The sequence below is a fragment of the Bradyrhizobium sp. CCBAU 53338 genome (assembly GCF_015291665.1).
Lineage (GTDB): Bacteria > Pseudomonadota > Alphaproteobacteria > Rhizobiales > Xanthobacteraceae > Bradyrhizobium.
Map to the genome: position 1 here is coordinate 1766511 of NZ_CP030048.1, position 23252 is coordinate 1789762.

The 23252-nt window shown below is 64.3% G+C and carries 21 protein-coding genes and 1 pseudogene; 13 read left to right on the forward strand and 9 right to left on the reverse strand.

From position 1 onward, the window contains the following. Positions 1-589 precede the first annotated feature (589 nt). Positions 590-2932 (forward strand): mechanosensitive ion channel domain-containing protein, encoded by a 2343-nt coding sequence (locus XH90_RS08435; RefSeq protein WP_194480312.1) that lies wholly within the window; start codon positions 590-592, stop codon positions 2930-2932. Between the two features lie 8 nt (positions 2933-2940). Here XH90_RS08435 and XH90_RS38830 read toward each other — a convergent pair. Next, positions 2941-3132 (reverse strand): annotated as a pseudogene (locus tag XH90_RS38830) (hypothetical protein); the annotation flags it as partial. 302 nt (positions 3133-3434) lie between these two features. Between XH90_RS38830 and XH90_RS08440 the strand changes: the two are divergent. From XH90_RS08440 to XH90_RS08455, 4 genes are all read left to right on the forward strand, one after another. After that, complete coding sequence (locus XH90_RS08440) at positions 3435-5087, forward strand: NAD-dependent malic enzyme (RefSeq protein ID WP_194480314.1); 1653 nt, start codon at positions 3435-3437, stop codon at positions 5085-5087. Between the two features lie 202 nt (positions 5088-5289). After that, positions 5290-5814 (forward strand): septal ring lytic transglycosylase RlpA family protein, encoded by a 525-nt coding sequence (locus XH90_RS08445; protein WP_194480315.1) that lies wholly within the window; start codon positions 5290-5292, stop codon positions 5812-5814. Between the two features lie 102 nt (positions 5815-5916). Then, complete coding sequence (locus XH90_RS08450; protein ID WP_194480317.1) at positions 5917-6069, forward strand: hypothetical protein; 153 nt, start codon at positions 5917-5919, stop codon at positions 6067-6069. Positions 6070-6097: 28 nt separating this feature from the next. After that, on the forward strand, positions 6098-6259 hold the full coding sequence (locus XH90_RS08455; protein ID WP_194482915.1) for a hypothetical protein: 162 nt from the start codon (positions 6098-6100) through the stop codon (positions 6257-6259). An 81-nt stretch (positions 6260-6340) separates the two neighbouring features. On the opposite strand, the gene XH90_RS08460 is transcribed toward XH90_RS08455, so the two are convergent. From XH90_RS08460 to XH90_RS08470, 3 genes are all read right to left on the reverse strand, one after another. Next, positions 6341-6646, reverse strand: coding sequence for a hypothetical protein (locus tag XH90_RS08460; protein ID WP_194480318.1), 306 nt, complete (start codon positions 6644-6646; stop codon positions 6341-6343). 124 nt (positions 6647-6770) lie between these two features. After that, a complete protein-coding gene (locus XH90_RS08465; protein ID WP_194480320.1) occupies positions 6771-7046 on the reverse strand; it encodes a hypothetical protein in 276 nt (91 codons plus the stop codon). A gap of 129 nt (positions 7047-7175) precedes the next feature. Beyond that, positions 7176-9866, reverse strand: coding sequence for an alpha/beta hydrolase fold domain-containing protein (locus tag XH90_RS08470; protein WP_194480329.1), 2691 nt, complete (start codon positions 9864-9866; stop codon positions 7176-7178). 234 nt (positions 9867-10100) lie between these two features. On the opposite strand from XH90_RS08470, the gene XH90_RS08475 reads away from it, so the two are divergent. Both XH90_RS08475 and XH90_RS08480 read left to right on the forward strand, forming a co-directional pair. Next, a complete protein-coding gene (locus XH90_RS08475) occupies positions 10101-10310 on the forward strand; it encodes a hypothetical protein (protein ID WP_194480331.1) in 210 nt (69 codons plus the stop codon). An 84-nt stretch (positions 10311-10394) separates the two neighbouring features. Continuing rightward, positions 10395-11864, forward strand: coding sequence for a carboxylesterase/lipase family protein (locus tag XH90_RS08480; protein ID WP_194480340.1), 1470 nt, complete (start codon positions 10395-10397; stop codon positions 11862-11864). A gap of 7 nt (positions 11865-11871) precedes the next feature. Here XH90_RS08480 and XH90_RS08485 read toward each other — a convergent pair whose 3' ends face one another. After that, a complete protein-coding gene (locus tag XH90_RS08485) occupies positions 11872-12051 on the reverse strand; it encodes a hypothetical protein (protein ID WP_194480342.1) in 180 nt (59 codons plus the stop codon). Between the two features lie 159 nt (positions 12052-12210). Between XH90_RS08485 and XH90_RS08490 the strand changes: the two genes are divergently transcribed. Then, complete coding sequence (locus tag XH90_RS08490; RefSeq protein ID WP_194480344.1) at positions 12211-13005, forward strand: class III extradiol ring-cleavage dioxygenase; 795 nt, start codon at positions 12211-12213, stop codon at positions 13003-13005. A 206-nt stretch (positions 13006-13211) separates the two neighbouring features. After that, entirely contained in the window at positions 13212-14177 is a 966-nt protein-coding gene (locus XH90_RS08495; protein ID WP_194476884.1) for an IS5 family transposase, read from the forward strand. A 124-nt stretch (positions 14178-14301) separates the two neighbouring features. Here the strand turns inward: XH90_RS08495 and glgA are convergent, their stop codons facing one another. Both glgA and glgC read right to left on the reverse strand, forming a co-directional pair. Then, positions 14302-15753 (reverse strand): glycogen synthase GlgA, encoded by a 1452-nt coding sequence (gene glgA, locus XH90_RS08500; protein ID WP_194480345.1) that lies wholly within the window; start codon positions 15751-15753, stop codon positions 14302-14304. Further along, positions 15750-17012: a glucose-1-phosphate adenylyltransferase gene (gene glgC / locus XH90_RS08505; protein WP_194480347.1), complete on the reverse strand. Its 1263-nt coding sequence runs from the start codon at positions 17010-17012 to the stop codon at positions 15750-15752. The genes glgA and glgC overlap by 4 nt, the downstream gene beginning before the upstream one ends. 332 nt (positions 17013-17344) lie before the next feature. Here glgC and XH90_RS08510 point away from each other — a divergent pair, with 332 nt between their 5' ends. The 3 genes from XH90_RS08510 (at position 17345) to XH90_RS08520 (ending at position 19551) form a co-directional block, all read left to right on the forward strand. Further along, positions 17345-17764 carry a hypothetical protein gene (locus tag XH90_RS08510; RefSeq protein ID WP_194480349.1) on the forward strand — a complete coding sequence of 140 codons (420 nt, stop codon included), beginning with the start codon at positions 17345-17347 and terminating at the stop codon, positions 17762-17764. 259 nt (positions 17765-18023) lie between these two features. Beyond that, positions 18024-18338: a septal ring lytic transglycosylase RlpA family protein gene (locus XH90_RS08515; RefSeq protein WP_194482625.1), complete on the forward strand. Its 315-nt coding sequence runs from the start codon at positions 18024-18026 to the stop codon at positions 18336-18338. A gap of 43 nt (positions 18339-18381) precedes the next feature. After that, entirely contained in the window at positions 18382-19551 is a 1170-nt protein-coding gene (locus tag XH90_RS08520) for a Gfo/Idh/MocA family protein (RefSeq protein WP_194480350.1), read from the forward strand. Between the two features lie 176 nt (positions 19552-19727). On the opposite strand, the gene XH90_RS08525 is transcribed toward XH90_RS08520, so the two are convergent. Together XH90_RS08525 and XH90_RS08530 are read right to left on the reverse strand one after the other, a co-directional pair. Next, positions 19728-19907, reverse strand: coding sequence for a hypothetical protein (locus tag XH90_RS08525; RefSeq protein ID WP_246755721.1), 180 nt, complete (start codon positions 19905-19907; stop codon positions 19728-19730). Positions 19908-20301: 394 nt separating this feature from the next. Beyond that, a complete protein-coding gene (locus tag XH90_RS08530; protein ID WP_194480360.1) occupies positions 20302-21612 on the reverse strand; it encodes an ABC transporter substrate-binding protein in 1311 nt (436 codons plus the stop codon). 454 nt (positions 21613-22066) lie between these two features. Here XH90_RS08530 and XH90_RS08535 point away from each other — a divergent pair, with 454 nt between their 5' ends. After that, positions 22067-23197 (forward strand): sugar ABC transporter substrate-binding protein, encoded by a 1131-nt coding sequence (locus XH90_RS08535; RefSeq protein WP_194480362.1) that lies wholly within the window; start codon positions 22067-22069, stop codon positions 23195-23197. The last annotated feature ends 55 nt before the right edge of the window (positions 23198-23252 follow it).

Consider the following 23252-nt stretch of genomic DNA (forward strand, 5'->3'; position numbering starts at 1 on the left):
AATGTGATCCGCAGGCCGTTGATCCCGCTTGACAGTTTTATGTCACGGGAGGAGCATCACGATGGTCGCAGACAAGCGACGCGCAACGTCCACCTCATGAGCAAGGGGAGGTCTATGACTCCACCTCCGCAAATCCAGCCGCGTTAAGTGCGATGGAGCTCGTTCGGACTATCGCATAGCGGCGGAAACCGCGAACGGCACGCCGGGTAAAGGTCTAGAGGGCTGCATCAGTGAGGCAAAGCCCCTACCTGCCCGGCGCTGTGCGTTTTTGAACCTATCGCGTTGACGATGCTATCTTCTGCACGCCGAAGAGATCGCCGAGCCATTGCTAGTAGACCGGCTGCTTCTCGTGCAGCGTGGCGCGGTTGTTGGGCGGGCCCCCCGATTTCCGATCAGCAACGTCGCATGCTTTTGCGACATCGACCACACGGTTCCCTCCGGTCTGCGTTGGCGGAAATGCCAAGAGAATGTCGCCTGATTGGCAAACTTCCGACACAGGGACGGGGCGAATAGCCACGATCCGACATGACGCAGTGCTTCGCGCGGTCACGATTCCGCCGGCGCATTTCATTTATCCTGGGGAATCCGCGTGTCGAACAAGCTTGCCTCTGCGCTGCTCGCCGCCTTCTTTCTCGCCATCTCGTCTCTCGCCGCGGCTCGCGCCGAGCCGGTCAGGCCGGCCATGCCGGCCGCCAATCCTGCGGCCGCGCTGTCGCCAGACGACGCCAGGCGGGCGCTGGAAACGCTCCAGGACGACAAGAAGCGCACGCAGATGATCGACACCCTGCGCGCGATCGCGAATGCGTCCGGTCCGCAGCCGGCACCCGCGCCCGAGCAGAAATCGCCGATCCCGCTATCGGCCGACGGCCTCGGCGCGCAGCTTCTGCTCACGGTGTCCGAGGAGATCGGCGAGATCTCGCGCGATGTTGCCGGGATGGCACGGACGCTCACGCATTTTCCGGCGTTCTACTACTGGATCGTGCGGACCGCGAATGACCCCGACGCCTACAATCTCCTGATCGAGATCGCCTGGAAGCTGGCGCTGGTGTTCGGCTGTGCGCTCGCGGCCGAGTGGGTTGGCGTCCGCCTGATCCGGCGTCCGGTCGCGTTCCTCGAAGGGCGCGTGCCGCAAGCCGCGCGGCTGCCGATGCAGGCACTGCCCATTGCCGATCCACCGTCATCGGTCGCCGATGTCACGCCCGCTCCCGAATTGCACAAGCGCCGGCACAGCCTCGCCCGCGTCTGGCAGACGTTGCTGCGGCTGCCCTTCGTGCTGGGACGGCTGCTGCTCGAACTGCTCCCGGTGGTCGTCTTCGTCAGCCTGGCGACTGCGCTGCTCGGAACGGAAATCGGCGAGCCCGCGACCGTGCGCCTCGTGATCCTTGCCGTCGTCAACGCCTACGCGTTCTCGCGCGGGCTCATCTGTGTCGTCCGCGCGCTGGCGGGGCCATTCGGCCTGTTTCCGGTGCGCGCCGAGACCGCGGCCTATGTCGAGATATGGGCGCGTCGCATCGTCGGCGTTGCCGTGACCGGTATCGCGTTCGCCAATGTGGCGCTTCTGCTCGGTCTGCACCGCGCCGGTTACGCCGCGCTCATTCGCATGGTGATGCTGGTCGTGCATCTCTTCGTCGTCGTCATCATCCTGCAATGCCGCCGCCAGGTCGCCGATGCCATCCGCGCGCCGGCGGACAGGCAGGGGATCGCGGCGCGCCTGCGCAACCGCATTGCCGGCGGCTGGCATTATCTCGCCATCGCACTCGATCTGGCGATGTGGGCGGTCTGGGCGCTCAACATCCGCAACGGTTATTCGCTGCTGCTGCAGTATTTCGTCGGGACCATCGCGGTGGTGCTGATCACGCGGGTCGCCATCATGGTGACGCTGGGCCTGATCGACCGGGGCTTCCGTATCCAGCCGGAAATCCTGCAGCGCTTTCCGGGGCTCGAGGTCCGCGCCAACCGCTATCTGCCGCTGCTGCGCAAGATCGTTTCCAGCGTGATTGCCTTGATCGGCTTTGTCGCCGTGCTCGAGGTCTGGGGCGTCGATGCCATCGTCTGGTTCTATGGCGGCCAGATCGGCAGCCGGCTGCTCTCGGCGGTGGCGACGATCGGCGTTGCCGTATTCATCGCTGCGGCGATCTGGGAGGCCAGCAATGCGCTGCTGGACCGGCAGATCAACACGCTGTCGCGCGACGGACACTATGCCCGTGCGGCGCGCCTGCGTACCTTCCAGCCGATGCTGCGCACGGCGCTGCTGTGCCTGATCGCCACCGTCGTCGGCCTCACCGCGCTCAGCGAAATCGGGGTCAATGTCGCGCCGCTGCTCGCGGGCGCCGGCATCGTCGGCATCGCCATCGGCTTCGGCTCGCAGAAGCTGGTGCAGGATCTCATCACCGGCCTGTTCCTGCTGCTGGAGAACACGGTGCAGGTCGGCGACACCGTCAGCGTGTCGGGACTGTCGGGCGTGGTCGAGAACGTCTCGATCCGCACCATCCGCCTTCGCGCCGGCGACGGCGCGGTGCACATCGTGCCGTTCAGCGCGGTGACGACCATCACCAATGCCAGCCGCGGCGCCGGCAACGCCTCCGTCAGCATCAACGTCGCCTACAAGGAGGACACCGACCGCGCCGGCCAGATCCTCAAGGAGATCGTCGAGGAGATGCGCCGCGAGACGGAATTCCGCCCGCTGATCCGCGGCGACCTCGAGCTCTGGGGCATCGACAAGGTCGATGGCGCGATGGTGTCGATCGTCGGCCAGATCCGCTGCACCGAGGCCGGCCGCTGGCCGGTCCAGCGCGAATTCAACCGGCGCATGAAGCAGCGCTTCCAGCAGAACGGTATCGAGGTCGCATCCGCCACCCAGACCATCTTGATGCACGTTGCGCCACCGGCGGATCATGCCGGAAATCTCACGCCGCTGCGCGCCGCCGGATAGCGGCTCGGTCAAATTACCGCTTGCCTCGACGGTGCCTGCAGCCATTCCGGTCTGATGTCCGCAGCCTTCACGGCGGGCCGCCATCTCTCGATCCCGGCCATTTGAAAGGCGCCGAGGGCTGCGGGCGATTGCCGCTCGGCCTCCGTTGGAATGTCGGGAGCGGACGCAGGCCGTGTCGGCAAGGTCACCGCGAACGCCTTTGACGAAGATTGTCCGCGGCCTTGCTCCGCCTCTCCCGCAAGCACCCGGGGAGAGGGAGCCCAGTGCCGATGCCGCCGCATCGATCCGGATCATCGTCCGCAGACGCGCGTTCCGCGCTCCTCCCCATGAGGGTGAGTGCGTTGCTGCGTCAACTTTTGGTCGCGCGCAACCGCCGATCGATCGAGAAAATCTCGCTGCGGTGCGAGATCACAATCGGTGCCCGTGTCGCTCGGTGCTTGATCTCGCCTGAGCGCTGGCCGACAATGTTTGCCCTTCAATAAGAAACTCCCTGGGGGAATTCGTGAATAAAGCTGCTCGGGTCGGCGCCCATTCGACCTCATCCGATTCCGCGCAAGGCATGACGCTGCTGCGCGATCCCCTGCTCAACAAGGGCACGGCCTTCACGGAGGCGGAGCGCGCTGCGCTCGGGCTGCGCGGCCTGCTGCCGCCTTGCGTGCTGACGATCGAGACGCAGGTCGAGCGCGTGCTGACCAATCTGCGTACGCTGCCGACCGATCTGGAAAAATATGTCGCGCTGAACGCGCTGCATGACCGCAACGAAGCGCTGTTCTTCCGCGTCGTCGTCGACAATATCGACGAGATCCAGCCGATCATCTACACGCCGACAGTCGGGCTCGCCTGCCAGAAATACGGCCTGATCTTCCAGCGCCCGCGCGGCATGTTCATCTCCTCGCGCGATCGCGGCCAGATCGCCGAGATCCTGAAGAACTGGCCCTATCCCGCCAAGCTGATCGTCGTCACCGACGGCGAGCGCATCCTGGGGCTCGGCGATCTCGGCGCCAATGGCATGGGCATTCCGGTCGGAAAGCTCTCGCTCTATTCGGCCTGCGCCGGCGTGCATCCCGAGCAATGCCTGCCCATCGTGCTCGACGTCGGCACCAACAACGAGGAGCTGCTGGGCGATCCCTACTATCTGGGTCTGCGCGAGCGGCGACTCTCCGGCGAGGCCTATGACAGCTTCGTCGACGAGTTCATGACCGCCGCGCGAAAGACGTTTCCGGGCGTGCTGATCCAGTTCGAGGATTTCGCCAACCATGCCGCGTTCAAGCTGCTGCACAAGTACCGGGACGATGCCTGCGTCTTCAACGACGACATCCAGGGCACCGCGGCGGTCGCGCTCGCCGGCCTGTTCTCGGCGCTCAAGGTGAGCGGCGGCAAGCTCAGGGATCAGCGCATCCTGTTCCTGGGCGCCGGCGAGGCGGCAACCGGCATTGCCGATCTCGTCGTCTCCGCGATGATGGCGGAGGGGGCAACCGAGGCCGATGCGCTCCGGCGCAACTGGCTGGTCGACTCCCGCGGTCTCGTCGTCAGCGGCCGCGACGGCCTGCACGGCCACAAGCTCCGCTATGCCCATACCGACCAGGCGCCGATCTCCGACTTCCTCACCGCGATCAAGACGCTGAAGCCGACGGCGATCATCGGCGTCGCCGCGGTCGGCGGCGCCTTCACGCCCGACGTGCTCAAGGCGATGGCGGAGCTCAACGAGCAGCCGATCGTGTTCGCGCTGTCCAACCCGACCTCGAAGGCGGAGTGCTCGGCGGAAGACGCCTATCGCTATACCGGGGGACGCGCGCTGTTCGCCTGCGGCAGCCCCTATGATCCGGTCAAGCTCAACGGCCGCACCTTCGTGCCGCGCCAGGGCAACAACTCCTACATCTTCCCCGGCGTGGGGCTCGGCGTCATCGCCAGCCGCTCGCGGCTCGTGACCGACGAGATGTTCATGGCGGCGGCTCATACGCTCGCCGATTGCGTCGGCAAGGAGGATCTCGATCAGGGAAGCCTCTACCCGGCGCTGCCGCGCATCCGCGAAGTCTCGGCCCGCATTGCGGTTGCTGTCGCCGATGTCGCCTACCAGCGGGGGCTCGCCGACGGACCCGCGCCCAACGACGTGAAAGGCCTGGTCCAGTCGCAGATGTACGAGCCGAAATACTGAGGCCCGGGGGTCACGGCCGGCCGATCGTCTCGCGCGTCGTATCGGACTGATTTACCGCTGATCTGTATCGATTCAGGACAGGCGACTGTGGTGGATTCATCACAACCGCCGCCAAACGATGCTGGCCGCAAGGCCGCTTTCGTTCAGACAAGGTTCCGCCCTGATTGCCCACCGAAACTTGGGCGTGTTCGGAGGGCGCATCATGTCTCGCTTTGCAAGTGCCGAAACGACCCTGCCTTCGGCGGCAACCTCGACGCGGTTGCTGCTTGCCGTCATCGGTGCCGCATCGCTCGCGGCATGCGCGCAATCGCCGGTCGGCCGCCAGAGGGCCGATCTTGCCACCACCAGCCGGCAGGCATCGGTCGAGCGCCCGCATCGCGTGGCGGCGCTGCATCCGCGGCCGATCAGCCGGCCGCACGTCCACACAGATACGGTCGACGCGAAGCCGACCGCCTCGCATGGCGTGGCCAGCTTCTATTCGGACACCGAGACCGCGAGCGGCGAGAAGTTCGACAAGAACGAGATGACGGCGGCTCACCCCACATTGCCGTTCGGCACCAGGCTGCGCGTCACCGATGTCTCCTCCGGCCGCTTCGTGACCGTCAGGGTCAACGATCGCGGGCCCTTCGTCCGCGGACGCGTGGTCGACATCTCGCCGTCCGCGGCCGAGGCGCTCGGCATGGTCGACAAGGGCATCGCCAACGTCCGGCTCGACGTCGTGCAGTAAGGGGCGGTTGATCGACACCGGCGGTGTCGCGTTTAACCGACTGTTAGCGGCTCTCCCGCACCATGGGCGCCCGGCCATCCGGGGCTTTGGGGGAGACGGCGCTTGAACACGATCCAGCATCTCGAAGATCAGGCAGCGCGTGCCGAGCGACTTGCCAAACGGATCACGGATACGCCGACGATCGAAAAGCTCCTGACCTTCGCCGGCGAACGCCGCCGCGAGATCGAGGTCATCGCCGCCCGGCGACGCGCCTAACTTCCGTAAAACCATGCATTGAGCGCATTTGCCCTCGCCGAAAGGCGCGGAACTTCTTGTCGTCTCCGGCGTCATGTCACTCATGAACGTGGAGGAGGAAGTCATGGGCTTTGGACGAGGTGCTTTGCTCTGGTTGCTGGGCGTGCCGCTGCCGATCATCCTGCTGCTGGCGATCTTCTGGCATCACTAGGAGCATGCCAAAGGAAAAGCGCCGCGGCAGCGGCGCTTTTTTGTTGCCTCCAATTTGAAGCGTCTCGCGAAGGCGATGCGCTCAGCTATGGCTCTCGACGAAATCGCTGAGATAGTCGGGCAGCGTCACCCCGTCGATGTCGCAGCGCGACTGGATCTCGCCCGCGACATCGGTCGAGATGTCCTTCATCCAGTGCTCGAGCGTGTTGAACGAGATCACCTTGATGGGATCGCTGAAGCAACCGGCGACGAGATCGTTGATCGTCGTGTCGAGATCGCTTCGCTCGACACGAATTTCGGTTGCCTCGTCGAGGCGATCGATCACCACGAACAGGGTCTGGTCGGCGCCATAGGGCACGACCGGGGATGGCACGCCAGCTTCAAGCATCTGAGATACTCACGTCTTGGCTTTCCGATCTCCGTTAACGGGAAAAACCGGAAGAAGGTTCCTGCCCGATCGCAAGAAGCAGACGAGAGGGTCGTACGCGTGAGGCGGCGGTGTTCGCATACAGTCAGAGAAATTCCCTCAACCGCGACAGCTCGATGACATGCTCGGGCGAGAGAACGTCCGTGACCAGCGGCGGCTGCGCCGCCGTGCGGATCTCATAGAGATGCCTGGTCGGCGCGGGCTTTGCCATGAACTCCGAGATGCAGGCGTCGAGCGTGCCTTCGCTCACCTGATACGGCTCGCGGTCCGGCCGGCGCTGATTTCCGAGTGACGGCCATTTTTGCAGTACGGCGAGCGCGCTGAAATCGACCTTTGAAGCCGAAGATGATGCGTCCCCCATTGTCCCTGCCTCACGCAAAAAGGACCCCGGCACGCAAAGCCGGCGTGCCAGGGCCCATGACCCATCTGCATCTCAATGCCAGGTCGTGAGAACGCGCCGGCCGGGAAAAAGTTCCCGGCCGATGGCAACTCAACTCGCGGCCGCCGCGATCTTGTGCCCTGGGCTCGCATGGCCGTGGCCGGTCTCGTCGCCGCGGCTGACCTCCGGCGGCAGCCCTGCAAAGCGCCGCAGCGCTTCGGCCATCTGCGTCCGGCCCTGGACGCCCGTGATCACCACATCGACCATTGTAAAGGACGAGTGGAAATGGCCGTGCGCCTTGAGTTGCTCGACCGGGACGCCGGCGGCGGCCATCGCCTCCGCATAGGCGATGCCCTCGTCGCGGAGCGGATCGAACTCGCATGTGACCACGAAGGCCGGCGGTAACCTTTCGACCTTGCCGCGCAGCGGCGAGACGCGCGGATCGGTGCGATCGGCCGGCGAGCAGTAGAGGTCCCAGAACCAGTACATCAGCGAGCGCGTCAGGAAGTAGCTGACCGCGTTGTCGTTGTAGGACGGGCGATCGAAGCTGCAGTCGGTGACCGGGCACACCAGCAGCTGGCCCGATATCTCCGGCCCGCCGCGGTCGCGCGCGAGCTGGCAAGTGACGGCGGCGATGTTGCCGCCGGCGCTCCAGCCCGCGACCAGCACAGGGCCCTGGATGCCGCCGAGCTCGGCCAGATGCTCCGAGATCCAGCGCGTCGCCGCATAGCCGTCCTCGGCCGCGGCAGGGAAGCGATGCTCCGGCGCGTGGCGATAGCCGACGCTGACGAAGGTCATGCCGGTCCGCCGCACCATGTCGCGGCAGAACGGCTCGTCCGACTGCTCGTCGCCGAGCACCCAGCCGCCGCCGTGGAAATAGACCACGACCTGATGCGGTCCCGGCGTCGCCGGCTTGTAGACACGATAAGGCAGCGGGCCGTCGGCGCCGGGCAGGGTGCCGTCGACGATCTCGCCGATCAACCGTCCCGCAGGGCGGGCCTTGTTGAACTCGCCCACGAAGGCGCGCGCGCCGGCCGCACCCATCGACTCGATCGGCGGCAGGTTCAGCGACGCCAGCAGGTTCAGCACCAGCCGTACGTCCGGCTGCAGCCGCACCACCTCGCCGTCATTGCATTGTGTGGCGACGTTGGGGCCGGTGAGCCTGAAGCCGAGCATGCCGCGGCTGGTGACCTCGTCGCAGATGCTGCGATAGGGACCGACGCCGCCGGTATAGGGCATCAGGCCCTGCACCTTGCCGGGCACGTTGGCGCCCGTGTACCAGGTGTTGGCGAGCCGATGCAGCGTCAGCATCGAGCAGTCCGCCATGTGCCTGCCCCAGCCGGCCTGCGCCGTCTCGGTCGGCTCGATCGTGGTAAAGCCGGCATCGCGCAAGGCTTTGATGCGGTCGACGACCCAGTCGACATGCTGCTCGATCGAGACCGCCATGTTCGACAGCACCGACGGGCTGCCGGGCCCCGTGATCATGAAGAAGTTCGGGAAGCCCTCGACCGTGAGACCGAGATAGCTCTGCGGCCCCTGCGCCCAGACGTCGGTGAGCGACTTGCCGCCGCGCCCCGTGATCGGATGCACGGCGCGGATCGCGCCGGTCATGGCGTCGAAGCCGGTCGCGAACACGATGACGTCGACATCGACGTTTCGCTTGCCCGTGGTGATGCCACCCGCGGTGATCGCCTTGATCGGCTCCTGGCGCAGATTGACCAGCGTGACGTTCGGCCGGTTGTAGGTCGCGTAATAGTTGGTATCGAGGCAGGGACGCTTGGCGCCGAACGGATGGTCGTGCGGCATCAACGCGGCCGCCGTCTCCGGATCCTTCACCGCCGCCGAGATCTTTTCGCGGATCAGGTCCTGGACGATCTTGTTGCCGCCGGCATCGACGCCCTGGTCGGCCCAGAGCTGGGTCAGGATGTGGACGAGGTCGCCCGCCGCCCAGGCGCGTTCGAACCGCTCACGACGCTCGGCATCGCTGAGCTGCCAGCTCACGACGGTTTGCTGCGGATAGGGCACGCCGGTCATCGACTGGCGCGCCTGCTCGCGATAGGCGGCGCGGTCGCTCTGGAACAGGTCCCTGCGATCCGCAGGTGACGGGCCGTTATGCGCGGGCAGCGCGAAATTCGGCGTGCGCTGGAACACCGTCAGATGTGCGGCCTGCTCGGCGATCAGGGGGATCGATTGAATGCCCGACGAACCGGTGCCGATCACGGCGACGCGTTTGCCTGCGAGATTGACGCCGTCATGCGGCCAGCGTCCGGTGAAATAGATCGCGCCCTTGAAATCCTTGACGCCGTCGATCTCCGGCGGCTTTGGCGCCGAGAGACAGCCGGTGGCCATGATGTAATGGCGGCAGGAGACCGGCGCGCCGTTGTCGGTGCTGAGCTGCCAGCGCTCGGCCTGCTCGTCCCATCGGGCCTCGGTGACCTTGGTCCTGAAGCGGATGTCGCGGCGCAGATCATAGCGATCGGCGACGAAGCCGAGATAGCGCAGGATCTCCGGTTGCGTCGCGTATTTCTCCGACCAGGTCCAGAGCGTGTCGAGCTCCGGATCGAACGTGTAGCTGTAGTCGATGGTCTGGATATCGCAGCGCGCGCCGGGATAACGGTTCCAGTACCAGGTGCCGCCGACATCGCCGGCCTCTTCGAGACCGACGGCGGAGAGGCCGGCCTTGCGCAGGCGATGGAGAAGATAGAGGCCGGCAAATCCCGCGCCGACCACGGCAACATCGACCTGCTGGACGGTTCCACTCGCCGCCTTGGACTCACGTGCGGCGACCATTGCGTCAGGCATGGCATTCCTCCCGTGTCTTTTGTTTTGCCGGCAGGCTAGTCCCGAAGGCTCGGCTTGTCATTAGAGCAAGTGCAATCTTCGGTAGTCCGTTTGCGGCATCATCGTGGCGGCGCGAACGCAGTTTGAATGCACGCATCGCGATGCACAATGGCCGTGATTGCCCGGGCTAATCATGGACGATCCGCCTGTGTATGCTTGCGATTACTAGCCACGCGTAGCGAACGACCGGGCGTCATGACAGAGTTGAGTGAGCGAACCAAAGCCAACATGGACGTCGTCTTGGAGGAGACGTGCCGTCAATTGCCACATGGCGGCGACCACGACAGCCGCAGGTTCATCGCCGAGCGCCTGATCGAGGCGGCGCAGTCCGGCCACTCCACGCTCGGCGAGCTCGGCATCATCGCGCGGCGTGCGCTCGCGGAGATCATTGCGAAGGGGAGCTAGCGTTCACGACAGCGCTTGCCTCTTCGCGCGTCGCAGACGTAACCTGTCGGGGAGATCATTTCCGCGCATCGAGATCCCTAGAAGATGCGATCCCCGCTTGCGCTCATTGCAGCTCTTGCATTGCTCTGCACCGGCTCCGCCGCCGCCCAGGCGGTCGGCCAATTTCCATTTGCATTGACGCGCGAAGGCCAGATGCTCGGCGCGGTCCAGGGCGAGGTGGCCTCCTTCAAGGGGCTCGCTTATGCCGCGCCCCCGGTCGGCAGCCTGCGCTGGCGTGCGCCGCAGGCCCTGCCCGAGAGTTCGGAGATGAGCATGGCTTACGACTACGGCGCGCCTTGCCTCCAGCCATCGCTGCCGGCCGCGCGCGAGGATTGCCTCACGCTCAACGTGTTTCGTCCCTTCGGCGTCGACGGCCCGCTTCCGGTGATGGTCTTCATCCATGGCGGCGGCTTCGTCCGTGGCACGGCCAACGACCCGTTGTTCGACGGCTCGAGGCTCGCGCAAGCGGGCCTCATCGTCGTGACCGTGAACTATCGCCTCGGCGCGCTCGGCTGGCTCGCGCATCCCGCACTGCTGGACGATGGCTCCGGCAATTTCGGCCTGATGGACCTGGTCACGGCGCTGCGCTGGGTGCACGACAACGTCGCGGCCTTCGGCGGCGATGCGAGCAACGTGACGCTGTTCGGCAACGGGGCCGGCGCGACATCGATCGCGCTGCTGATGCTGTGCGCCCAATCGCGCGATCTCTTTCAGAAGGCAATTCTGCAATCGCTGCCCGGCCGCGCGCGCCTGCCGTCGTCGCAGGAAGCCAAGGCCGCAGGCCAGCAGTTTGTCGCCGCGATTGGAAAGACGGCAGATTTGCGCGCGGTCGAACCGGCGCGTCTGCTTGCTGCCGAAAGAAAGCTGCTGGAAAAATCGTCGCGCAGTTTTGTGCCGGCGATGGACGGAAACCTGGTGACGGAAGACATCGCCGCGGGATTTGCCGCCGGGCATGAAAGCCGCATTCCCCTGATCATCGGTTCGAATGACGACGAGACCCGCTTCGACAGCGAGCTGGAGGTCAAGGAGGCGCTGTCATCTTCGACCGAGAGCATTGACCAGCTGCGCAAGCTTTATCCTGACGCCAGGAGGCCGTCCGACGTTGCGGCGAGCTTCTACACCGACAACGTTTTTTCCGAGCCGGTGCGGATGCTCGCCCGGCTTCATGCCGCAACCGGCGCGCCGACCTACCGCTACCGCTTCGCCTATGTGCCGGAAGCCCGGCGCGGCAATCCCGACGAGGGCCACGGGCGCGAGTTGCAGTTCATCTTCGGCGTGGAGGGCGTGCCGGGCGCGGGCATCTTCTCGCGGCGGGATCGCGAGGTCGCAAACCGCATGCGGGCCTATTGGATCAACTTCGCGAAGAACGGCGATCCCAACGGCGCGGAGCTGCCGCATTGGGATGCGGCTGCGGACCGCGACCATCTGCTGCTGATCGCAAACGATCGCACCGCGAGCGGCGACGATCCCTTGACAGAACGTCTGGACCGGCTCGCGCGCGGCAGCGGGAAGTGAGTTGAAGCTAGGCGGCGAGCTCGACGCGCGGCGCCGGGGTCAGGCGCTCTTCTTCCAGATAGTCCATCGCGCCGTCCTTCTCGACGGCATAGAACTGCTGGCCGTCCTTCGAGCGGTAGGCGGCGCGAACGACACCGCGGCGGCCCTTGTCAGAGTTGACGACGTCCCCCAGCGCAAACTTCTTCATTCTACGTCCCGCTTGTCTTCTGGCCGATTCCTGCGGCCACGGCGAGATTGTGGGCGGTAAATCGTTAACGACTTGCTAACCATACCGGTTTGCCTATGCTCGCCGCGAAGTGCGCGGGCGTCTGATCCGCGCACGATGTCTTCGAGGCGAGCCGGCACCATGACGCGATTTCCGACCTTGTTCTTGTCCCATGGCGGCGGCCCCTGGCCCTTCATGGAGGACCGGCGGGTGCAATATGCCAAGACCGCCGCGGAGTTCGGCCGGCTGCCGCAGCTTCTCCCTGAAAGACCGAAGGCGGTGCTGGTCATCACCGGCCATTGGGAGGCCGACGCCTTCACCGTGTCGACCTCGGCGCATCCGCCGATGGTGTACGACTATTACGGTTTCCCCGAGCATACCTATCACATCAAGTACGCGGCGCCGGGCCAGCCCGAGCTGGCCGCGGAGGTGAGGGCGCTGCTCGAGCACGTGGGTCTCGATTGCCGGGAAGACCCCAACCAGGGTTTTGACCACGGCACCTTCGTGCCGCTCGGCCTGATGTACCCGAATGCCGACATGCCGATCGTGCTGCTGTCGCTGAAGTCGAGCTACGATGCGGCCGAGCACATCAAGGTCGGGCAGGCGATCGCATCGCTGCGCGACGAGGGCATTCTGATCGTCGGCAGCGGGCTCACCTATCACAACATGCGCGGTTTCGGCCGGGCGGAGTCCAAGCCTGTCTCGTACGATTTCGAGGCCTATCTGAACGAGGCGATCAGCAATCCCGACGCGGCGCGCCGCAACGCGATGCTGGTCGATTGGGAGCATGCGCCGAGCGCGCGTCTCGCCCACCCGCGCGAGGACCATCTGTTGCCGTTGATGGTCGCTGCAGGCGCCGCCGGCAACGACGTCGGCAAGCGCGTCTTCGTCGACGAGGTCGCAAGCGTCGCGATGGCGTCGTATATGTTTGGATGAATGATCTCTTCCTTCTCCCCTTGTGGGAGAAGGTGGCGCGAAGCGCCGGATGAGGGGTATCTATCCGCTATCTCAAATGAGAGTTGGACTCGCGGGGAGATACCCCTCACCCGTCTCGCCGCGATGCGGCGAGCCACCCTCTCCCACAAGGGGCCTGTTGCGTAATTCGCCAGTTGTGATTCCCTGCGGTTGAGCCTTTTGGGGGAATGACGATGGCGGTGAAGCAGACGGGACAGCCGAGCTTTGTAGATGCGCTGATGCCGAAGGGAGCCGGCGCCAATGCGTCGCTGGATCGGCTGGCCGGCCTGGTCAAGTGGTACCGGTTCGAGAAGCTGATCGGCCATTTGCGGGACGAGAAGGGACCCGGTCAGCCGGGGTACGCGGTGTTGGTGCTGTTTCGGGCGCTGCTGTTGCAGTCGCTCTATGGTCTTTCGGACCGCGAGCTTGAGGAAGCGCTGAGCGACCGGCTGTCGTTCAAGCGCTTCGTTGGTCTGAGCCTCGAGGATGCGACGCCCGACCATACGGTTCTGAACCGTTTCCGGAATCAACTCATCGAACAAGGCCTGCTGGAGAAGTTGTTTGGCGAGCTGGACCGCCAGCTTGAGAATGCTGGTGTCATCCTCAAGCGCGGCACGATGCTCGACGCGACCCTGATCCAGGCCGTCTCAGCTCCTCCCAAGGAGGATCGTCCATCAAACGACCCAGACGCCCGGTTCACCAAGCGACAGGGCAAGGGTGGTTCGACCTTCGGCTACAAGGCTCACATGGGTGTCGACGAGGGATCCGGTCTGATCCGCTCAGTCCTGACCACGCCCGCCAATATCAACGATACAACGCCAGCCGACGAACTGATCCGCGGCGACGAAGCCGTGGTATGGGCCGATGCGGCCTACGACACCCACGCCCGGCGGGCGCGGCTGAAAGCGGAAGGCAAGAAGCCCCGCATCGCCCGCCGTCCCAACAGGCATCACCCGGAACTGCCGCCGAGGCTCAAACGCTACAACCGTCTCATCGCACGACGACGGGCAACGGTGGAGACAACCTTTGCCACCCTCAAACGTCGGATGCGGCTCACCTGCATCCGATACGTCGGTCTCGCCAAGGCACGCGGACAAGTCCTGCTTGCCTCCATCGCGTTCAATATGAGGCGGTGGGCCACGATCGCCGCCTGACGCCCATCAAGGGCGCAAAATACAGCTTCGGCCCGACAATCGGGGCCGACAACGCCCTCTCTCCTTACGTCTCCCGCATCAAAAGGCAGTAGCGCAACAGGCCCACAAGGGGAGAGGGACAATCTCACCTGCCGCGCGACGCCATCAGACCGCGATAGAGCGCAGCGTACTCGCCGGCGCGGTTGCGCCAGGACACGTCGGTGGCAAGACCGCTCAATTGCAGCCGCCGCCAGGTTGTCTTGTTGTGGAAGGCGGCATTGGCTTTCCGCAGCGTGCCGGCGAAAGCGTCTGCGGTCACCGGACCGAATTTGAAACCGGTGGGGTCACGACCGGTCTCGCCGATGTCGACGATGGTGTCCTCGAGCCCACCGACTCGGGAGACGATGGGGACGGCGCCGTAGCGCAGCGCGCAGAGCTGGGTGAGGCCGCACGGCTCGAACCGCGAGGGCACGAGCAGCGCGTCGGAGCCGGCCTGGATCAGATGCGCGAGAATCTCGTCATAGCCGATCATGACCCCGATGCGGCCGGGATTGGCGCGCGCGGCGGCCTGATAGCGATCCTGGAGATCGCGGTCGCCGCTGCCGAGCAGCGCAAGCTGCATGCCCTGCTCCAGGATCGTCGGGATCGCTTCGAGCAGCAGGTCGAGCCCCTTCTGCCATGACAGCCGGCTGATGACGCCGAGCAGCGGCGCCTCGTCCGAGGAATCGAGATTGAATTGCTGCTGGAGGACCGCCTTGTTCGCGGCTCGAAACGTGAGGTCCTGCGCGCCGAAACGATAGGCGATATGCGCGTCGGTTTGCGGATTCCAGACGTCGGTGTCGATGCCGTTGAGGATGCCGCTCAGCACGCTCGCGCGCTCGCGCAGCAGGCCACCGAGCCCCATGCCGCCTTCGTCGCTCTGGATTTCGCGTGCGTAGGTCGGCGACACCGTGGTGATGCGATCGGCCAGTTGCAGGCCGGCCTTCAGGAAGCTGATGCCGCCGAAATATTCGAGGCCGTGGACGTCGAACGAGGCATCGTGCGGCAGGCCGATCGCGCCAGCCTGCGCGCGGTCGAACTTGCCCTGATAGGCCATGTTGTGAATGGTCATCACCGTGCCCGGCCGCGGCCCGCCGTCATAGTGCAGATAGGCCGGTGCGAGTCCGGCCTGCCAGTCATGGGCGTGCACGATGTCGGGCACGAAGGCTGGAACGAGACCGTGGCCGATATCGGCCGCGACGCGCGACAGCGCCGCGAAACGCACGCCGTTGTCGGGCCAGTCGACGCCCTCGGCGGTAACGTAAGGATTGCCGGGCCGTGCATAGAGATGCGGAGCGTCGAGCACGAACAGATCGAGCCCGTCGTGCGAGCCCGCAAGCAGCCGGCCTGGGCCGCCGAAATAATCCGGCCAGCGCCGGACTTCCTCCGCACCCGAAAGCCGCCGGATCACATCAGGATAGCCCGGCATCAGCGTGCGCATCTCGACGCCATGCGCCTTCAGCGCAACCGGCAGCGCACCGGCGACATCAGCGAGACCGCCGGTCTTGACGATGGGATAGACTTCAGAGGCGACCGCGAGGACGCGAACAGGCGTCATGTATTGAGCCTGTCGATCATCGCCTGGGTGATCAGCGAGATGCCCTGCTCGGTGGTGCGGAAGCGCTTGGCGTCGAGTTCCGGATCCTCGCCGACCACGAGGCCTTCGGGGATCTCGACGCCGCGGTCGATCACGACGTTCTTCAACCGCGCGCCGCGCCCGACATTGACATAGGGCATGATCACGGCGTTCTCGACATTGGCATAGGAGTTGATGCGCACGCCGGTGAACAGCAGCGAGCGGCGCAGCGAGGCGCCGGAGATGATGCAGCCGCCCGACACCAGCGAGCTCACCGCCTGGCCGCGCCGGCTCTCCTCGTCATGAACGAATTTCGCGGGTGGCGTGATCTCCGCATAGGACCAGATCGGCCAGGCGCGGTCGAACAGGTCGAGCTCGGGCACCACGTCGGTCAAATCGATATTGGCGGCCCAATAGGCGTCGACCGTGCCGACGTCGCGCCAATAGGAGCGGGGGTCGTCGCCGGAACGAACGCAGGAGGTCGAGAACTGGTGCGCCAGGGCGCGGCCGTTCCTGACGATGTAGGGGATGATGTCCTTGCCGAAATCGTGACTGGAGTTCGTATCCTCGGCGTCGCGCTTCAACTGATCGAACAGGAATTTCGCATCGAACACGTAGATGCCCATGCTGGCGAGCGAGACATCGGGCTTGCCCGGCATCGGCGGCGGATCCTTGGGCTTCTCCAGAAACTGCTGGATCCAGCCGTTCTCGTCGATATGCATGATGCCGAAGCCCGAGGATTCCGCGCGCGGCATTTCGAGGCAGCCGACGGTGACGTCGGCGCCGCTGTCGACGTGCTGGCGCAGCATCACCTCGTAGTCCATCTTGTAGATGTGGTCGCCGGCAAGCACCACGATGAAGCGGGCATTGTGCGACTCGATGATGTCGATGTTCTGGTAGATCGCATCCGCCGTGCCGACATACCACATGCTCTCCGAAACGCGCTGGCTCGCGGGCAGGATGTCGAAGCTCTCGTTGCGTTCGGGGCGGAAGAAGTTCCAGCCCATCTGGAGATGCCGGATCAGGCTGTGCGCCTTGTATTGGGTGGCGACAGCGATGCGGCGGATGCCGGAGTTGACCGCGTTCGACAGCGCGAAATCGATGATGCGGGATTTGCCGCCGAAATAGACCGCGGGCTTGGCGCGCCGGTCGGTCAATTCCAGCAGCCGGCTGCCGCGACCGCCGGCCAGGACAAACGCCAAAGCCTGGCGGGCAAGCGGTTCATTTCCGGCGGCACTCATGTCATCCTCCCACTCGTCCGGCGCAAGCCAAATTCTGGCGCAACCCAGGAGGCCTTCGCGAAAAGCCTTCCGGCCGCGCATCATTGGAACCGATAGTAACGGCACGAATAGTAAATCGGGAAGGTGCTTGTTGGTTGCGAACGCATGGGAAGCTTAACGCTTTGCCGCGGCGCCGGCGCCCATCCGTCGTGGTCGTCCGCCGGTCATATTTGAAGCATGCACGGCGGTCTTGTGCGCTGCACGCGAAATTCGAGGCTTTGACTTGACGCAAGGATGCAAGATCATGGCATGCGATCCTTTACCAAACGAAACGTCAGACAGGGAGTAAGACGATGAGTATCTGGAAAACGGCGATTGCCTGCTCGCTGACGGTCGGGGTCATGACCGGTCAGGTCGGGCAGGCGACAGCAGCGCCGATGCCGACCAATGTTGCGTCCATGAAGGCTGCAGCCGGCGATGAGGTCACGCAGGTGCATTGGCGGGGCGGCGGCTGGGGCTGGGGCCTCGGCGGTTTTGCAGCGGGCGCCATCATCGGCAGCGCCATCGCCGGCGCGCCTTACGGCTATTATGGCGGCGGGCCGTATTATGGCTACGGCTATCCGGGTTACGGCTACGGTTACGCACCCGCCTATTACGGCTATGGCTATGGGCCGGTCTATCCCAGGTACTATCGGCCCTACCGTCCGTATTACGGCTATCGCTACGGCTACTATCGGCCCCATTACCGTCACTACTACCGCCGCTATTGGTGATGGCCGAAGCCTGAGCAGCGTTCGGGAGATCGAGCGGGAGCCACACGATCAGGCTCATGCAAGCAAAATGCGTGAGCAGGATCACGGCGTTTGATTCCGCGTTCGCGGCGGCGCGCCGGTGAGATTCGAAGCGCATCTGCGCCTTCACAAACGGTAACAATGTGTGAAGGCCATGTCGGGCATCGCCCGGCGTGTTACCGGAACCTTCGGGAACCGGACAGCGTTGCGACGCGGGGCAGGGCTAACCGGGAGCGGTGCCGTGCGAGCGCAACCGACACTCTTGTTTTGTCTGACCACTTTCTCGCTTTCTGCATTTTCCGTCGCCCACGCCGAAAGCGGACTTGCCTCATATTATGGATACGGCAAAGCCGCGAAAAACGGCGAGTTGACCTGTGCGCACCGGACGCGCCCGTTCGGCAGCATGCTCAAGGTCTCCTATAGCGGGCGGACGATTCAATGCCGCGTCAATGATCGCGGACCCTTCATCCGCGGCCGCATCGTCGATCTCTCGGTGCCTGCTGCCCGTGCGCTCGGCATGATGAGCGCCGGCGTGGTGCGGGTCTCGGTGGAATAGCTCCGCCCTCGCGCTATAGTGCCGTCCCAATCAGGGGGGCGTTATGGCCAGGATCAGGGTCGGACTTGTCGGCTGCGGCTTCGTGTCGGAACTGCATATGTATGCGTTCCGGCGCGTCTATGGCGTGGACGTCGAGGTCGCCGCGGTTGCCGCGCGCGGCGACCACGTGGTCGAATTCGCCGCGCGCCACAACATTCCGCGCGTCTATCGCAGCTTTGCGGAATTGATCGCGGACCGCGATCTCGACGTCATCGACATCTGTACGCCGCCCAATCTTCACGCAGGGATGATCGTCGCCGGCATGCAGGCCGGCAAGCACGTCATCTGCGAAAAGCCCTTTGCCGGCTATTTCGGCCGCGAGGGCGACAAGCAGCCGATCGGCAAGCACGTGCCGAAGGCGCTGATGTATGAGCGCCTGATCGAGGAGATGGACCGGACGCGCGCGGCGATCGAGCGTACCGGCAAACTTTTCATGTATGCCGAGGACTGGATCTACGCACCTGCCGTGACCAAGACCGCGGAGATCCTGAAAGCGACAAAAGACAAAATCCTGTTCATGAAGGGCGAGGAGAGCCATTCCGGATCGCACGCCGCGCATGCCGCGCAATGGGCGATGACCGGCGGCGGCTCGCTGATCCGGATGGGCTGTCATCCGCTCTCGGCGGTGCTCTATCTCAAGCAGGTCGAGGCGCGCGCGCGAGGGGAGAAAATCCATGTCGCCAGCGTCACCGGCGATGTCGGCAACGTCACCGCCGTCCTCAAGCCGGAGGAGCGCACCTACATCAAGGCCAATCCCGTCGATGTCGAGGATTGGGGCACGCTGACCGCGACGTTTTCCGACGGCACTAAGGCCAGCGTGTTCTCCGGCGACATGATCATGGGCGGCGTGCGCAATCTGATCGAGACATACACGTCAGGCGGCTCGCTGTTCGCCAACATCACGCCGAACAGTCATCTGATGAGCTACCAGACATCAGAGGAGAAACTCGCCTCCGTCTACATCACCGAGAAGGTGGACCGCAAAACCGGCTGGCAATATGTCTGCCTCGAAGAGGAATGGACGCGCGGCTATCTCCAGGAGATCCAGGATTTCATGGAGTGTGCGGCGACCGGACGGCAACCGCTGTCGGACCTCGCGCTGGCCTACGAGACGATCAAGGTCAACTACGCCGGCTATTGGGCCGCGGAAGAGGGGCGAAGGGTGGTGTTGTAGGACGCCGACGCGCGCGCTGCTGCCGATCCTGCCACCTACCAGGCTCCGACAGCCATCATCACGACGATGGTCAGGCAGGAGAGGCAGGCAATTGACGCAACATAGAATTCGGGTCTGTTCAATGTTGCCTCCTGAAAACGGATGGCCTTTCCAAAAATACTGCTGCCGCGACGCGATTATTCCCGTCCGCGCTTCAATTCGGCCTGGTGTTGCTCGTCCATCCCATCCGGATCGGCGGGACCCTCGTCCGGCAGAAAGGCTTTGGGATGTCTTTCCGTGAGCAGAAGCTGCTTGCGCATCTCGGCAAGACGGGCACGGCAGAATTCCTTGTAGAGCAACTCGAAAATGGCGGGCATCGTCACCCCCATCGTTGGAATTCGCGTTCCGAGAATGTCTGATCCGCGCCGGACGGCATTCGAAATGCGAGCCGGTTTGGCGGTTGTGCCAAAGCCGTCAGCGATTGGCTGATAGGCTTGTATGTACGAAACGACGCGGAGCTAGTTAACCAGATCACACTTTCGAAAGCTTTTGTTTCAAAAAGACCTGGTGTCGCAGCCAGCTCGAGTTGCCCGGCGACCGAAGATCCAACCAAGACGCGAAAATAGTGATCTCTGGATGCATTGGGACGAAGCTACAACGCGACGAACGATCGCTGTCTGCACCACGCCAATCACCTGCCGCCGGTGACCATCCTCTCTCACGCGGAGAGAGGATGCGTCGTGGCTGCGCGGGCAGCCCGATTTCAGTTAGCTAGGCTCCATAAGTCGATCCCTTCGGCAGCGGAAACACCGGGTCCTGTGTCCGAATGTTCGTCGGCCACACCACGGAGATATGCTCGCCCGCGTTCTGCATCACCACCGGCGTCGAGCGCTCGTTCTGGCCTGAGAGCGGCGTGCCCGGCGGGAAGAACTTCACGCCATAGCCCTGGATGGTGCCACCGGGCGGGATGTCGACGTCGAGCGCGGCCTTGCGGATGGCCTCCGGGTCGAAGCTGCCGTACTTCTCCTTTGCGACCGGCAACACGTTGTTGAGCAAGACCCAGGTCTGATTGAACCCCATCGAGCAGTGCGGCGGCACGTCGGTCGCGCCGGTCTTGGCCTGGTAGCGCGTGACCATGGTCTTGATCAGGTCGCCCAAGCCGGGCGCAAGCTTCGACGGATCGAGCAGCTGCGCCGGCACCGGATCGATGTTGCAGAAATTGTCGATGTCGGTGCCGAAGGTCGCCCGCAGCTTGTCGAGCTGGCTGTAGCCGGCGCCGTTGCCAAACAGCATCTTGAAGCGCAGCCCGCTCTCGCGCGCCTGCCGCAGCAGCAGGGTGATGTCGGGGTTGTATCCGGCATGCGAGATCACGTCGGCCTTGGCGCGCTTGAGCTTGGTCACGAGCACCGAAAGATCGGGGGCCGATGCCGAATAGCCCTCCTTCAGCACGATCTGAAGGCCGGCTTCCTTGGCATAGGCTTCGTCAGCGGCCGCGACGCCGACGCCGTAGGGCCCGTCCTCGTGGATCAGCGCGACTTTGACCTCTTTCGGCTCCATGCCCAGCTTGCCCTTGGCGTGCTCGGCGAGGAAGCCGACAAACGCCTGGCCGTACTGGTCGGAATGGATCTGCGCGCGAAACACATATTGCAGGTTCTTGTCCTTGAACACGGCGGTCGACACCGCGGTCGTGATCCAGAGGATCTTCTTCTGCTGCTCGACCTTGGCCGCCATCGGCACGGCATGTGCGCTGGAATAGACGCCGTTGATGATGTCGATCTTCTCCTGGCTGATCAGGCGCTCGGCCTCGTTGATGGCAACGTCCGCCTTGCTCTGGGAGTCGGCGGGGACGGACACGATCTTGGTCTTGCCGCCAATGCCGCCCTTCTCGTTGACGAGGTCGATGGCGATCTGTGCGCCGATCGAGGAAGCGACCGAGCCGCCCGCGGCGAACGGTCCGGTGAGATCGTAGATCAGGCCGATGCGCAAATTCTCGGCTTGCGCCTGGGCCCGGGTCCAATCGAGGCTGAGCGTGGCGGCGGCAGCCGCCGTACCCTTCAGCAGCTGCCTGCGTGAAGTCGGCATCCTATCCCTCCCTCCAATCAGTCGTTTGCGACTGGTTTATTTTTTGGCGAGTATTTGGAGGGCGTGCACGAAAGTCAACATGCGCCGCACCAGGCAATTCGGGCGCGCAGCCGATCATGATCGTGTCGGCATTTTCCCCTGAGTGTCATTCTTTTGCGCTGCGCCGTCCTTTGGTTCGCAATCATTCGATTGCGCTGCATCAGATCGGACGCGACCATCCGATTGTCGCGCGCGTGTGTTTCCGGCCTCGTCGCGACCGAAGGATCATCTCCCGCAGATGTGATGGCTTTGCTCCACGCGTTCGCAGCGGGACAGGCCTCATGACAGGCATTCGGCTTGTGCGCATCGGAGGTTGCGTGGCATCCTAGCGGGGCAAATTGCACGGGAAGGTCAATTCCCGGCTTGGCCATTGGGCCGCGTTAAGGGTGGAACACAAAAGCTCAGGAGAAGTGATATGGTGTGGACGCTTCGTTTTACGGGGCTCGCTTGCGTTGGCCTGTTGCTGTCTTCGGTCAGCGCCTTCGCAGGGCCCAAGGTCGTGTCTGGTCCGGGCGCCGATCCCGCATGCTTCAAGCCCTGGTCGTCCCAGACCAAGTTCTTCCAATGGGCCAAGAAGCCCGGACCCTACAAGATCGCCCTCGTCAACGGCTTCGTCGGCAACACCTGGCGCATCCAGATGGTGAAGACCGCGAAGGCCTTCGCCGCGCAGCCGGGCATCAAGGAGAACATCAAGGAGTTCAAGGTCGTCTCGACCGGCACCGATGTTGCAGCGCAACTCGGCGCCATGGAGGACTTCATCAATCAGGGCTTTGACGCCATCGTCACCATCGCGGTGGCGCCTGACGGCTTCGACCGCATCATCCGCCTCGCCGACAAGAACAACGTGGTCGTGGTGCCCTTCGACAACATCCTCGACACCGACAAGGTGATGATGGTCAACGAGGACCAGAAGGAAATGGGCCGCATGTCGGCGAAGTGGCTCATCGACGAAAGCGGCAAGAAGAGCGGCGACATTCTCGAGGTCCGCGGCCTGCCGGGCAATTCGGTCGACCGTGACCGCCACCTCGGCTTCCGCGAGGTGATGGAAGCGCCGGGCAACAGCTTCAAGATCACCGAAGTGGTCGGCAATTGGGACACCGGCACCTCGCAGAAGGTGACGGCGGACGCACTCGCCGTGCACGGCCATTTCGATGGCGTGTTCACGCAAGGAGGCTCCGACGGCACCGTTCAGGCGTTGATGGCGGCGAAGCACCCCTTCGTGCCGATGTCGGGCGAGGGCGAGAACGAGTACCGCAAGCAGATCGCCGAGCACGCCAAGGACGGGCTCAAGGGCATGTCCTACGGCCAGTCCCCGGCACTGGTCGCCATCGCCACCAAGGCGGCGATCTCCGCGCTGCAGGGCAACGTCATGCCGCAGCTGATCTCGATCCCGATCCCGGTCGCGACCTACAAGGATTTGAAGCCCGGCACCAATTACTGGCCGGACCTCAACGCCAACTTCTTCGCGCCGAACCAGTTCACCCCCTGCGGCGTCAACTTCACGGCGCCGGAGATCATGTCGCAGAGCGAGAAGAACACCCAGTGAGCGCACTGGAGACGTCACCGTTGCGGCCCGGCCATCGCCGGGCCGCCGCTGCGTG

Excerpts from the sequence above, each read along its gene's own strand:
- XH90_RS08465 (WP_194480320.1), bottom strand. The coding sequence starts at position 7,046 with ATGGGGGACGCATCATCTTCGGCTTCAAAGGTCGATTTCAGCGCGCTC.
- XH90_RS08525 (WP_246755721.1), bottom strand. The coding sequence starts at position 19,907 with ATGCCCGCCATTTTCGAGTTGCTCTACAAGGAATTCTGCCGTGCCCGT.
- XH90_RS08470 (WP_194480329.1), bottom strand. The coding sequence starts at position 9,866 with ATGCCTGACGCAATGGTCGCCGCACGTGAGTCCAAGGCGGCGAGTGGA.
- XH90_RS08480 (WP_194480340.1), top strand. The coding sequence starts at position 10,395 with ATGCGATCCCCGCTTGCGCTCATTGCAGCTCTTGCATTGCTCTGCACC.
- XH90_RS08485 (WP_194480342.1), bottom strand. The coding sequence starts at position 12,051 with ATGAAGAAGTTTGCGCTGGGGGACGTCGTCAACTCTGACAAGGGCCGC.
- XH90_RS08530 (WP_194480360.1), bottom strand. The coding sequence starts at position 21,612 with ATGCCGACTTCACGCAGGCAGCTGCTGAAGGGTACGGCGGCTGCCGCC.
- XH90_RS08490 (WP_194480344.1), top strand. The coding sequence starts at position 12,211 with ATGACGCGATTTCCGACCTTGTTCTTGTCCCATGGCGGCGGCCCCTGG.
- XH90_RS08445 (WP_194480315.1), top strand. The coding sequence starts at position 5,290 with ATGTCTCGCTTTGCAAGTGCCGAAACGACCCTGCCTTCGGCGGCAACC.
- glgC (WP_194480347.1), bottom strand. The coding sequence starts at position 17,012 with ATGAGTGCCGCCGGAAATGAACCGCTTGCCCGCCAGGCTTTGGCGTTT.
- XH90_RS08475 (WP_194480331.1), top strand. The coding sequence starts at position 10,101 with ATGACAGAGTTGAGTGAGCGAACCAAAGCCAACATGGACGTCGTCTTG.
- XH90_RS08520 (WP_194480350.1), top strand. The coding sequence starts at position 18,382 with ATGGCCAGGATCAGGGTCGGACTTGTCGGCTGCGGCTTCGTGTCGGAA.
- XH90_RS08535 (WP_194480362.1), top strand. The coding sequence starts at position 22,067 with ATGGTGTGGACGCTTCGTTTTACGGGGCTCGCTTGCGTTGGCCTGTTG.
- XH90_RS08495 (WP_194476884.1), top strand. The coding sequence starts at position 13,212 with ATGACGATGGCGGTGAAGCAGACGGGACAGCCGAGCTTTGTAGATGCG.
- XH90_RS08460 (WP_194480318.1), bottom strand. The coding sequence starts at position 6,646 with ATGCTTGAAGCTGGCGTGCCATCCCCGGTCGTGCCCTATGGCGCCGAC.
- XH90_RS08510 (WP_194480349.1), top strand. The coding sequence starts at position 17,345 with ATGAGTATCTGGAAAACGGCGATTGCCTGCTCGCTGACGGTCGGGGTC.
- glgA (WP_194480345.1), bottom strand. The coding sequence starts at position 15,753 with ATGACGCCTGTTCGCGTCCTCGCGGTCGCCTCTGAAGTCTATCCCATC.